Below are 12,492 nucleotides of genomic sequence, written 5' to 3'. Positions count from 1 at the left end.
CTGGAACGGACATCAGAGTCCTCATCTTTGAGCAGAGCCAGCAGCCCTTGCACCACCACTTCTGAGCCTTTGCCTAACTTGCCCAACACTTCGGCGGCGCGGTAACGGACACCAGAGTCCTCATGTTTGAGCAGAGCCAGCAGCCCTTGCACCACCACTTCTGAGCCTTTGCCTAACTTGCCCAACACTTCGGCGGCGCGGTAACGGACACCAGAGTCCTCATGTTTGAGCAGAGCCAGCAGCCCTTGCACCACCACTTCTGAGCCTTTGCCTAACTTGCCCAACACTTCGGCGGCGCGGTAACGGACACCAGAGTCCTCATGTTTGAGCAGAGCCAGCAGCCCTTGCACCACCACTTCTGAGCCTTTGCCTAACTTGCCCAACACTTCGGCGGCGCGGTAACGGACACCAGAGTCCTCATGTTTGAGCAGAGCCAGCAGCCCTTGCACCACCACTTCTGAGCCTTTGCCTAAGTTGCCCAACGCATCGGCGGCGCTGTCACGGACATCAGAGTCCTCATCATTGAGCAGAGCCAGCAGCCCTTGCACCACCACTTCTGAGCCTTTGCCTAAGTTGCCCAACGCATCGGCGGCGCTGTCACGGACATCAGAGTCCTCATCATTGAGCAGAGCCAGCAGCCCTTGCACCACCACTTCTGAGCCTTTGCCTAAGTTGCCCAACGCATCGGCGGCGCTGTAACGGACATCAGAGTCCTCATCTTTGAGCAGAGCCAGCAGAGTGTCTATTGCTGCTTCTTTTTCGCCCAATGCTGCACGATATTCTTGTAATTCTACTTTATCTATTTTATCTATATATTCTGCTCTGTCTTTCAACAATTGCAGGGCTTGAGTTTCAAAGGCAGTTTCATTCAGACTGCAAAGAGTTTGAAAGATTTGTGAGCGAATTTTAGAAGTAACTTGTGGTGAGTCACTTGTTTGTAGTTCAACCAATGCCTGTAAAATTTGCTGTGGTAGTTGCTCATCTGCAACTTTCAGGTCTTTGGGATTTTCTGCAAGACAGTTACCAGCAAATAATAAATCGCGGTGCAGCCATTGCTCATAGTCGCTGTTTTGGTCGAGAATTGCTCGAATTGCTTGAGCAGCTTTTTTGGGTCTTTGTTGTGCAATAAGCAGCAGCAAGACTTCTCGCCAGTGCTGGTCATGAAGATGTTCTTTGATATGATTCAGCACAATGCCGAAATCATCCTCGTTTTCTCCCTGGTAGATGATTTCTTGGGCGCAAAGATATTCCTGAAACGTTTTATGAACAAAGGCGTAGCAGTCTTGCCCTTGTTCATTGAGTAAACCAGTGCGATCGCGAATAAAATCTACAAAGCGTATTGCTTCTTCTTTCGCCTGGTACCGTTCAATCTGTTTTAACTTCTTGATGTTTCCGCTTAATTGTTCAATCAGTTCATCCCGGTCAATGAGTGTACCACCTTCTTTATCCCCTGTACTTCCCTGTGTATGAATCCAGTAAGCCAAAGTTTCTAGCAACGGTTGCAAGTCGTCATTCAGTTGGAGATATTTAAAGACCGAATGATTTGTAAATTCTTTGTTAGCATCCCAAGACTTGAGTAGAGTTTCTACTGCATTTTCATAAAGCTTATAACGCTCTCTTGGTAAAAAAGCTTGATAGCGGTGAATCAGGGCAATAATCGTTAACAGCAGTGGATTTCGTGCCAGCAGTTGAATTCTGTCATTCTCCGAAAGTGCTTTTCTCAGGCTATCTTTCCGTCGTTGCGCCTCTATTTTATCTAGAACGCGGCTGTCGTACCAACGGTTGATAAACTCCTCAATTTTGGCATCGTCAAATGACTGGAGTTGATAGTGAGGAAAATCCTCCGTGCGGAAAAAGTCGCGCCTGTAACCCGCAGGACGAGAGGTAATAATCGCTCGATTTTGCTGAAATTGTTTGAGAAACAACTCAATGCGTTGCACCACTTCATAGCGCTTGGCTGTTTCTGCCACCTCATCCAAACCATCTAGTAAAATTAACGCCCGTCCATCTTCTAGCCAATACTCAAAAAATCCAGGTGGTAGCTTTTTAACAGATAAATGATTGCGGGCGAATTGGTTTATATACTCCAAAATACTGATGTTTCCGTGTCTTGATAAATCCCGAAGTCTAATCAGAATTGGCAGAAAGTCGGTATCTGGTGCTAAACCCAGGGTTTGTGCTTTTTTCTGAGCTAGCATCACAGCAAAGTAACTCATCAAAGTCGTTTTACCAGAACCCGGTGCGCCTAGCAAAACGAATTTGGGAGACGTGATTTCACTTAATAGTTGTTGTGCAGAAAACTTTTTTTCAGAGCGGCTTTCCCATTGCACCCGTTGACGTTGCTCATCAATTAATTCTGCCTGGCGGTCTTTTCGTTTTCCTAACCCAAATCTTAGGGTTTCCGCTTCATCAGTTAACAATAATTTTCTTTCAAACTCTGCTTTTATCTGGCTTGGTTGTACCTCCTCTACAACATCCGGCATGACAAAAATATTTTCTAATTGTTCCGATTTTTCATCCTCCGTCCCTCTTACATTAATACCTAAAAAATAGACTTTATTTGAATAGCTAATAAGTTGGTTTAAGTAATTAGTTTTGGTAATTTGATATTTTAAATAAGCGTCCGTTTTTTGAAAATAAACCTCAACAAATTTGTTGACCCAGGGTTCAATACCAGCTTCATTTAATTTAATCTTTTGATTTTCTGCAACCCGCTTAAACGCCTCAATTAAGTGGAGTGGATACGGCGCTTCTGCATTATTTTTTAGCAGCGGTTTCTCTAATTCCTCCTGAACCCCCGAATACTTAAAGACTTCAGATAAGAAATCAGTAGTCTGCTTATCATCGCAGTAGTAAAAAAGCGCTTTGTCATGTCTTTGGCTATCATAGCTATCATACTGCTTCATAGCCGCTGTCATCCCATCTCTGAGAGCCTTCTCCAACTCTGTTGGGTTTAACTGGCTATTAACCTTTTTAATAATTGCTTCTGCAACTTTCGGTAGAACACCCTTGAGTAAACTCGTGCTAATCACCTCAAACATACTCAGAGCATACTTGCTAAATTGGTATGCTCTATATTATCGCTTACTTTTAGAAATACGGTTGGTGATAAGACCAGAACCCTTATCAGGAACACAATGTAGAGACGCGCCATGGCGCGTCTCTACACACGTGATTTTTTACCGAAAGACGGTGAGAAAGCCCCGTCCCATAAGAGTGCGGGGATGAATCATCGCCTCACCGTCAAGCGTCCTTAGTCTAGGGTCAATAGTCCGACGTATAAAAAAGCCACGGAAAATCATGAAAAACCTACTAATGACTAAGGACTAAGGACTAATGACTTCGATTTCCCCCCGGCTTTTTATGAAACTGCAACGTTGTGATGGTTTCATAGCCGGGGGATGAGTTAAACATCAATCTTAACTGAACCGTATTGCAATAAAAATACCCACAACAGCGGCTGGAATGTAACCAACAAATAACCGTTGCAGGCTAGTTCAAACATCTACAAGGATATTTTGTTCCATGCCTCATTATCGTATTTGGAACATTTGGGGAATATTGCGACGATAACAAAAAAGAGCAATAAGACAAGCAATTTGAATTGCGCTTAGTCCCAACAAGGGACGAAAATCCGGTTTGATAAAATCTATCAAAAAACGAAAGGCTAAATAGGAAATTAAATAAAATTTAAATAGATCACCGTCTTGTCGTTGATAGCGACTGCGAAGGTGTAAAAATAGCATCAAAATCATCAGAAATATAATTTCATACACTTGTGTAGGATGACGAGGAATACCATCACCAAAATCAACTCCCCAAGGTAATGTTGTAGGAATTCCGGAGGTTTGGTCACTTAATCCTGTCAGAAAGCAACCAATCCTACCAATAGCCGTTCCTATAATCAAAGGATAAACAAAGACATCACCAGTAGAGCGATTGACACCAATCATTTTTTTGGTAATTTCCACACCAATAAGTCCACCCAACAGCGCCCCTACTACTGTTTTTCCTTGCAGTAAGATGAATAGTAATTGCTGTGGATGTTGCCAGAGTAAATCAATATGTTGCAGCCAAACCAGGGCTTTAGCGCCCAGTAGCGCACCCACCATACCACCAACAATGACTGAGGTGCGCTGTGCTGGTGCAATAGAATCCTTGCGGACATTACGTAATACTAAACGCAACGCCACAGCATAAGCCAAAGACTCAAACAAAAAATGAGGATGAATCCGCAGCGAACCCAACCAAAAATATACGGGAAAAGTCATTGGTCATTTGTCATCGGTCATTTGTCATTAGTCATTAACAATTGGACTTTGGACAAATGACTATTTCCCCATATTTCGCTTCATTTGTTCTAACTCATCTTGAGTTTCCCAACGGCGAAACTTCTCCTCTAAATCGTCATACCCACTAGAATAACTGCTCCTAGCATCCCAGCCGCTTGTCTCGAAGCGTTGCTGCGCTTGAGCTTTAGCACGCGCCGTTTGTGCTTCAGTTGCTTTGGCTTGCACTTCCTGTCGCCGTTGTTGAATTTTCCGCAATAACTCTTTAGCTTGGGTAATGCGTTCTTTCACCCCTTGCATCTGTCCCCATTGCTGATTTCCTTCGCGCAACAGTGCAGTTTCTCGCTGTGCAGCAGCAGCCGCCAAATCCTCTCTATTAGCGGTTTTTGCCTTTTCTACACGGATATGCCACCTTTGGATTTCTTGAGCAGTGGACATAACTTGCTCTTGCGATCGCTTCTCTTGCAATTGTAAATCTGCAATCAGCTTCAAAGTGTCTTCCTCTTGCTCACGCAGCTGCTCCAACAGCGCTTCTAGCTCCAAATGCGGATTATTACGCAAGAATTCTTCCAAACGGTTTTCCAGAAACCGGTTAAAGTCGTCAAATAAGCCCACTGCTAGAACTCCAGAGGTTAGGTGCTTTTTTATTGTAGTAATTATTGTCGTGGGCGGAAAACAGATTTTATCAAGCCTCTGGCTTATCGAGTCACAGATTCTTTGTCGTCATCATAAATTATTGTCGTCGAAGCTTTTTGGGCTAGATTGACTTGATGAAGATTAACATCTTGCAGGTGGGAGGGCGATTGCCTCCGGCACTGGGCACCAATCGTTTGCAAAAGTGGTCGCTTTTTGATTTTGAGAGATTCTCCCAAAGTTCATTTGTCTTAGTACAGCTTTGCATTAATTCGTAGCGTTTTAAAACGCAGAGGGACGCGGAGTCAGCGCAGAGTAACGCAGAGCCTTTCTGAAATTAATTCGTTACGAACTTGTGAAATTCTGTACTTAGCATTTGGCAAAATAATTTTTTTGATAAAATATGATTGCAATTACTAGAAAAAATGATGCTACTAAAAGGCTAAACCTTCTGTCTGCAAAGACTTTAATAAATTTAAAATCATTCCGCAATGAAGCAAGTTGGCACTGAAGCCTAGTAAGGTGGCTTTAAAACAGTGAACAGTGAACAGCTACCTACGCAGTGACGCCTGCTATGGTGGGGGATTTAAACCCGCCCTCCGGGTATGCCTTCGGCACGTCTTCGACGAACGCCACTTGCTCTACTTGGGGAAACCCCAAGACCGCAGTGGCTCACCACCAACGCTCTCTGGTCCAATTGGTGTGGTGTTTACCCCAACGATGAAACTGATAACCCTTCGGGTATGCCTGCGGCACGCCTGACGGCGAACGCCAGTCGCCGTGAGAGCGGGAGACCCTCCTGCATAGCGCTGGCTCACTGATAACTGATAACTGGTAACTGGTAACTGTTAAATGATTGGTGTTTTGGGGGGGTAAAAATGGCAGAGGAACCGAAATTTATCATCAAATTGGATGCGGAGAGGAAAAAAGTCCTTCGGATCTCCTTAGGATGGACGGTAGCAGATGTTGAAAGGGCGATCGCAAACAAACCATCACTCACTGTTGACGATGTTCTCAACGTCTTCTCCCAAGAAGAATGGAACGAATTGTCCCTTAGACTTGCTTCCTTTGCAGGTCCCGAGACAAAGTCCCGTCAAAGGCAACAGGCATATCAAAAAGGCCTTGTGACTCAACGAAACAAGGATATCACCAGACTGAAAGAAGAAATGTCTGCTCTTGAGGAGCAGATCCGAAAAGATAGAAAGCAGATAGAAATTAATCAAAAAGAGATTGGAGAGCAGCAAAAGACAATTGAGAAGCACTTTAAGGCGATCGCGGAACAAAAACAAGAGATTGAGAGGCAAGAAACAGAAATCGAAGTACAACGTAAATTTTTAAATAAAAACGCTATTTTAATTAAAAAGCTCCAACAAAATGGAGAAATTCTCAAAGATGAGAATATGTATTTAAGAGAAATGTCTGAATTCCAGCAGACGGCGTTGAAGAAGATTAGAGATTTTATAATATCAAAACTTAAATATATTCCATCCGAAATTAAGAAATTTTTAGATATTGGTTAATCAGTAAGATATCAAAAGATAGATTCATGAAAACTGTTACGAGAAAGCAACTAAAAACACTAGGATGCTCCGATTATCTGGCTCGCAAACTCACTCATGGAGTGATGTATACAAAAATAAAAAGGGAACGTGGCTATATTTGTCAGGGCGTAGCAAAGAAAATTGATGACACCTTAAATAATACATTGCGAATTCAGTACAAAACGGTGCAGATTCTTCAGGATTTGCTTAGCAAAATAAAAGGTTCCTCCTCAGACGTTTGGGCTGAGATACTAGAGTCTGAGGAGATGGGGCAAGTTGTTGATGAAATCAATAATTTTAATAAAAATTATTCAGGGATTTGCAAAAGATCTGATCAGGCAATACAAGCTATTTCTGAAGCCTTGGAAGAACACAGCAAAATCATGGAAGAGTATTTGGAGCATCTATCGCCAAAAGCGCAGCAAGAATTTTTGCAAAGTGTTACAGGGGCTGTATGAAAAGCTTGAGTCAACTGAGAAACGAACTAGAGGAAATCAAGAAAAAATCTGACATAGCAATAAGTGCTATTGACGATGCCAATCAACAATGGGAAAACGAATGCTCTCCCCGCGTTCTCTATCGCCATCTAAAAAGTTTGGGAATTTATGATCAATGGATTCAAGAACAAATAAAAGTACAAAAGAATCGTTGTTTTAACAAAAAATGTCAGTGCCTTTTTAGTGATGATAATCCGTTTACTATTGATCATGTAGAGCCTTTAAGTCCCAAAAAAATTCCAGGTAATCCAGATAAACTCTGGGGATATACATCGAATACTACAAACAATTTCATACTTTTGTGTGACACTTGTAATAAACTCAAGAGCAATCGCACAGATATTGATATTTGGGCGGGTTGGAATAAAGCAGACATAAAAAGGCTACGCCAAAATTCACAAAAGTTGGGCGGGAACCACGGCGCAGGGTAGCAGGCGCTCCGTGCGATGGCGCAAAGCGCCCGCTTTACAGCGATCGCATCTACCTAACACAGCAAACCCACAACGACTTACTTTATAGGAATATCGATGGTATTGCAGCGCGATTGCCTCCGCCAGTGCCCCGTTCGGGGTTCGGCGATCTCACCCGAGCCGCGAAGCCTTGGGCAAGAACCCGAAGGGTAACGTTGAAGGGCACGTTGGACAAAGGCAAGTTGAAAAAAATCTTGATAAGTTTCGATAGGAACGGCTAAATAAACTATCCGGTCTGGTTCTTGTTCTTCAATCGCTTGACAGTAGTTAAGATATTGACCAAGCGCAGTATGAAATTCACTGATGTCTGAATCTGCAATAAAACTCTTAATTTCAACTGCTATTTTTTGGGTATCGCGTTCTGCCGCAATGGCATTTTTAGCCGCTAAATCAATTTGTAATTTAACTGCCTCACTAATACGAATTGTAAACGGATCGTGAGTGATTATCCATCCATCTTTGATTAATGCATTTTTTACCTGTTGATGGAAAACATCTTTAGCCATTTTGGATATGCTTCATTTTTATTTTCACTTTATAAATCACATTAAAGCGGCGTCACCCAATAGTTAATTCCCTCAACCACTTTATTTTGAAAACCAAACTCAGCCAATTTGTCTGGCGCTAAACCTACATAAGTCCAATGAGGAATATCATACTCTACAGTTCGATACCAGCCATTTTGATTCAAAGCTTGTTTCTGCGCTTCATTTGATACTCTTAAATCAACTGCAAGTCCCCATAGATGTTGCGATGCGCCTGGTGGTGCAACAAGACCGAGAATTTTTGTTTCCTTTCCCTGGCGCACTTGTTCCAAAGTATTATTGTTTGCGTATTTCTGCCAAAATCTCAAATTGGTAGCAAAATTGCGAGTACAATCACTAGCACCATAACCTGATTTCAAGGGTATTTGTACTTGCAATTTTGCTATATTTAAGGCATCTGCTGCTGACTTTTGTAAATAACAGTTACTCGTACCATTGACTTTACCCATTGTTAAAGTAGATTGAAACTGTTTTGTTTCCTGCTCGTTATTAAAGACAACTTTTGGTGGTAGTTTAATCTCAGGCTTTTGATTGAGAAATGCAGAACCGTAAGCACGCAGTAGTATGTATTCATATGTATTCGGAGCAGGAATTGTTGGTAACTTATTTGTAATTAATGCCAAAAATCGCTCTTTTTCGCTTAAATTGAGGTTGGGAGTGATTTGGGTGCTTGGAGTGGGAGATACTGTTTGAGGAATATTTGTACAACGTTGGGTTAATTCTCCGTTCTTGCCTAAAGAATAAGTCATCAAGCAATCTTGTTGGTTTGGAATATTCGCCATTAACTTGTGGTTTGTCATTCCATGACTAGCGACTAAGGCAAAAGAAATAAAACCAATCAAAGCGAAAAAAACAGCCTTTTTTAAAAAACGTCTCACTTTCATATTTGTCGTAAATACATCATCACGTTTTGATTGTGACAATCACACTATCAAGTGTTATGCAGCATTCCTATCGGATTTGTGTTGGCGCAGCCTGCGCTTCGCGCATAAATCCATTGGCTCAGATTCCCCACTTCTTTAAGAAGTCCGGAATCTTGTTGTTCACGAAAAATTCAATATATTGCTCTCTATCATTCAACCCAAAAGAAAAAGTAAATTCTTATGGGCTGAATTAGAGTAATTTTGCTTACTTTTTTACCATAAATTTACGGCAATGCAACCACTGTATCGGTTAAAATTGAAAATGACTATATGCTTGCTTAAAGTATGACCATGCACACTTCCGTTGAATTCCAAGACGCTTTTGATGTGATTGTCGTCGGTGCAGGTCACTCCGGTTGTGAAGCAGCCCTTGCTACCGCACGTCTTGGTTGTCGTACCCTGCTGTTGACACTTAACTTGGATAAAATTGCTTGGCAACCTTGTAACCCAGCGGTGGGTGGTCCGGCAAAATCCCAGTTGACTCATGAAGTGGATGCACTCGGTGGGGAAATTGGCAAGATGGCGGATCGCACTTATTTGCAAAAGCGCATTCTCAACTCTTCGCGGGGACCTGCAGTTTGGGCGTTGCGTGCTCAAACAGATAAGAGAGAATATGCAGCTGTGATGAAGGCTATTGTCGAGAACCAAGAAAACTTGACAATCCGCGAGTCAATGGTCACAGATTTGGTTCTGGGTGCAAACGATGAAGTCGTTGGCGTTGAGACATATTTTGGTGTCGCGTTCCAATGCAAGGCGGTCATCTTAACAACAGGTACGTTCTTGGGAGGACGGATTTGGGTTGGTAACAAGTCTATGGCGGCGGGACGTGCTGGAGAATTTGCCGCTGTGGGTTTGACAGAAACCCTGAATCGCTTGGGATTTGAAACAGGACGACTGAAAACAGGAACCCCCGCACGGGTAGACAAGCGGTCTGTAGACTATAGCAAGATGGTACCTCAGCCAGGAGATGAGGAAGTCCGGTGGTTTAGCTTTGACCCAGAAGTATGGGTAGAACGGGAACAACTCCCTTGTTACATGACGCGCACGACAAGCGAAACCCATCGCTTGATTCGGGAAAATCTCCAACTATCCCCAGTTTATGGGGGGTGGGTGGACGCTAAAGGACCGCGTTATTGCCCCAGTATAGAAGATAAGATTGTACGCTTTGCCGATAAGGAAAGCCACCAAATTTTTATTGAACCAGAGGGACGGGATATCCCGGAACTTTATATCCAAGGGTTTTCTACAGGGTTGCCGGAAAATTTGCAACTTCAACTGTTACGTAGTCTTCCTGGTATGGAAAACTGCACTATGCTGCGCCCAGCTTATGCAGTCGAGTACGATTATTTACCTGCGACTCAGTGTTATCCGACACTGATGACCAAGAAGGTAGAAGGGCTATTTTGTGCCGGACAGATTAACGGAACAACCGGTTATGAAGAAGCTGCGGCTCAAGGCATTGTTGCTGGAATTAACGCGGCTCGTCTTGTTCGCGGTCAGGAAATGATTGTTTTTGCTCGTGAGCAAAGTTACATCGGTACGTTGGTTGACGATCTCTGCACGAAAGACTTGCGGGAACCTTACCGTGTGCTGACCAGTCGTTCTGAATATAGATTAATACTTCGGTCGGATAATTCTGACCAACGTTTGACACCATTAGGACGGGAAATCGGCTTGATTGATGACCGACGTTGGGAGTTATTTACTCGCAAACAAGAAAAAATTGCAGCAGAAAAAGAACGGCTGTACGCTACTAGAGTGAAAGAGCATGATGACATTGGGCAGGCGATCGCCCTTGCCACCCAGCAAGTCATCAAAGGCTCAATTACGTTAGCAGACTTATTGCGGCGTCCAGGGTTGCACTACATAGACCTCGACATGCACGGACTGGGAAACCCCAATCTTAACCAAGCTGAGAAAGAAGGCGCAGAAATTGACATCAAGTATTCTGGCTATCTGCAAAGACAGCAAAATCAGATTGACCAAATTGCCCGTCAAGCACACCGCCAGTTACCTGCGGACTTGGATTACCAAGCTATTGATACTCTTTCTAAAGAAGCACGGGAAAAACTGACCAAGGTCAAACCATTAACTATCGGTCAAGCTGCTCGCATTGGGGGGGTGAATCCAGCTGATATCAATGCCTTGCTCATTTATTTAGAATTGCGTAAAACTAAAACCTTGAGTGAATTTCCAGCCTTGGCGTCAACTACCTACACTGCCCTTCGGGACAGTGTAGGCTTGCAAAACACCTAGTTCATCTAGGTTCACGGTATGCAACGTAAGAGTTGGTTAGGGCATGAGATTCGGTAAGGCTAAACGTACAAATGTCTCCCTAGTTTGTACCTCTTTATGGTCTAGTCGTGAATAGGAGATACGCTTGTCGAATTGCCCGAAGGGACGGAGTTTAATCCAAATACAAATTAGTAATAATTTGGTTTATCACCATGAATCAAACAATACGAGTACCAGTATTATCACCGTCCGGGAAACCACTTATGCCAACCACGCCCGCTCGTGCGAGGAAATGGATAAAAGTGGGGAAAGCAGTCGGGAAACGTAATAAGTTAGGCGTATTTTATGCTCAGTTATTACGCGAACCATCTGGATATGTAACGCAAGAAATCGTGGTTGGCACAGATAGAGGGAAAGCATTTACAGGAATTGCATTCCAGACTAAGTTAGCAACAATTGTGTTATTTCATGCTTGCTTACCTGGATTTTACAAGTCAAAGAAAGCAAGTAAAGATAGACAATCTGTGACAGGTAAAATGGCGATACGTACCGAATTACGTCGTACTCGCAGAGGGCAGCGTATTAATCGGAAAGTGCCATTTAATCAGAGGAATCATAGAGAAAAACGGTTTGATAATCGTCGTCAAAATAAGATTCCTCCTAGCGTAAAAGCTAACCGAGAAATGGAACTACGCATTTTGACCGAGATGTCAAAAATACTCCCCATCACAGAAATTAGAGACGAATCATGTGGTGGTAACTCCAAAAATAATGGGTTCGGCATTTCTCCTGTAACGGTTGGGCAGGAATGGTTTAGATTACAAGCGTTAAAAATAGCGCCTATTGTGGAAGTAGATTCACTCGACACAGGGAAATACCGCGAGCATTTAGGGCTTGTGAAAAACAAGAAAGACAAGTCAATTCAAAGCCCAGAAACTCATGCAAATGATGCAATATCTTTAGCGGCAACATTCTTTATTCAATATAAAGAATTCCACACTGCTAAAACACGTGGACATCATTGGGTAGGGGAATGTATCGTAACGACTGCACCTTTCATAGTTGTTGCACGCCCTAAATTATTTAGGCGTAAATTGTATCAAGAAAACTACTCTAAAGGAGGGGTTTTAAAGCGACAAGGTGGAACAATAACACCATTTGGTTTTCGGTCAGGTGATTATGTCCAAGTCGTTCGTAAGGGTGAAACAATACGTGGTTGGATAGGTGGGTTTACTAATTCTGGGAAAACAAAAAATATTTCGATTTATGACCACAATTGGTCACGTATTGGTCAGTTTAATCCTAGCAGTACCAAGTTAATAAAACGGAGTTCAAGATTATGCGTGGTGGTGGCATAGA

General features: G+C 42.9%; 12 protein-coding genes. 6 read left to right on the top strand and 6 right to left on the bottom strand.

Going from position 1 to position 12,492, the window contains the following annotated elements; genetic code table 11:
* From AACT52_RS40840 to AACT52_RS40825, 4 genes are all read right to left on the bottom strand, one after another.
* Positions 1 to 3,041, bottom strand: a 3,041-nt coding sequence (locus AACT52_RS40840; RefSeq protein WP_073635807.1) for an NACHT domain-containing protein, incomplete at its 3' end; no start/stop codon positions are given.
* Positions 3,042 to 3,533: 492 nt separating this feature from the next.
* Positions 3,534 to 4,271: a prolipoprotein diacylglyceryl transferase gene (locus tag AACT52_RS40835; RefSeq protein ID WP_073635806.1), complete on the bottom strand. Its 738-nt coding sequence runs from the start codon at positions 4,269 to 4,271 to the stop codon at positions 3,534 to 3,536.
* A 60-nt stretch (positions 4,272 to 4,331) separates the two neighbouring features.
* Positions 4,332 to 4,904 (bottom strand): TIGR04376 family protein, encoded by a 573-nt coding sequence (locus tag AACT52_RS40830; RefSeq protein ID WP_073635805.1) that lies wholly within the window; start codon positions 4,902 to 4,904, stop codon positions 4,332 to 4,334.
* Positions 4,905 to 4,987: 83 nt separating this feature from the next.
* Complete coding sequence (locus tag AACT52_RS40825) at positions 4,988 to 5,161, bottom strand: hypothetical protein (protein ID WP_158054972.1); 174 nt, start codon at positions 5,159 to 5,161, stop codon at positions 4,988 to 4,990.
* A 304-nt stretch (positions 5,162 to 5,465) separates the two neighbouring features.
* Here AACT52_RS40825 and AACT52_RS40820 point away from each other — a divergent pair, with 304 nt between their 5' ends.
* The 4 genes from AACT52_RS40820 (at position 5,466) to AACT52_RS40805 (ending at position 7,391) form a co-directional block, all read left to right on the top strand.
* Positions 5,466 to 5,684 carry a hypothetical protein gene (locus tag AACT52_RS40820; protein WP_143172970.1) on the top strand — a complete coding sequence of 73 codons (219 nt, stop codon included), beginning with the start codon at positions 5,466 to 5,468 and terminating at the stop codon, positions 5,682 to 5,684.
* Positions 5,685 to 5,800: 116 nt separating this feature from the next.
* On the top strand, positions 5,801 to 6,442 hold the full coding sequence (locus AACT52_RS40815) for a hypothetical protein (RefSeq protein ID WP_073635804.1): 642 nt from the start codon (positions 5,801 to 5,803) through the stop codon (positions 6,440 to 6,442).
* Positions 6,443 to 6,468: 26 nt separating this feature from the next.
* Entirely contained in the window at positions 6,469 to 6,921 is a 453-nt protein-coding gene (locus AACT52_RS40810; RefSeq protein WP_073635803.1) for a hypothetical protein, read from the top strand.
* A complete protein-coding gene (locus AACT52_RS40805) occupies positions 6,918 to 7,391 on the top strand; it encodes an HNH endonuclease (RefSeq protein ID WP_073635802.1) in 474 nt (157 codons plus the stop codon). Before AACT52_RS40810 ends, AACT52_RS40805 begins: the two co-directional genes overlap by 4 nt.
* A 77-nt stretch (positions 7,392 to 7,468) precedes the next feature.
* On the opposite strand, the gene AACT52_RS40800 is transcribed toward AACT52_RS40805, so the two are convergent.
* Together AACT52_RS40800 and AACT52_RS40795 are read right to left on the bottom strand one after the other, a co-directional pair.
* Positions 7,469 to 7,936 carry a XisH family protein gene (locus tag AACT52_RS40800; RefSeq protein ID WP_083630774.1) on the bottom strand — a complete coding sequence of 156 codons (468 nt, stop codon included), beginning with the start codon at positions 7,934 to 7,936 and terminating at the stop codon, positions 7,469 to 7,471.
* Positions 7,937 to 7,977: 41 nt separating this feature from the next.
* Positions 7,978 to 8,853, bottom strand: a complete 876-nt coding sequence (locus AACT52_RS40795; RefSeq protein ID WP_443216689.1) for a D-alanyl-D-alanine carboxypeptidase family protein — start codon at positions 8,851 to 8,853, stop codon at positions 7,978 to 7,980.
* Between the two features lie 330 nt (positions 8,854 to 9,183).
* Between AACT52_RS40795 and mnmG the strand changes: the two genes are divergently transcribed.
* A complete protein-coding gene (mnmG, locus tag AACT52_RS40790; protein WP_073635800.1) occupies positions 9,184 to 11,154 on the top strand; it encodes a tRNA uridine-5-carboxymethylaminomethyl(34) synthesis enzyme MnmG in 1,971 nt (656 codons plus the stop codon).
* Positions 11,155 to 11,345: 191 nt separating this feature from the next.
* The gene (locus AACT52_RS40785) at positions 11,346 to 12,491 is read left to right on the top strand and encodes an RRXRR domain-containing protein (protein WP_073635799.1); all 1,146 of its coding nucleotides are present in this window, start codon (positions 11,346 to 11,348) and stop codon (positions 12,489 to 12,491) included.
* The last annotated feature ends 1 nt before the right edge of the window (position 12,492 follow it).

The organism is Scytonema sp. HK-05, assembly GCF_963872035.1.
Classification (GTDB): Bacteria; Cyanobacteriota; Cyanobacteriia; order Cyanobacteriales; family Nostocaceae; genus Kalymmatonema.
Note: the sequence above shows the minus strand (reverse complement) of the source record. Positions and strands in the feature narration are given on the sequence as shown.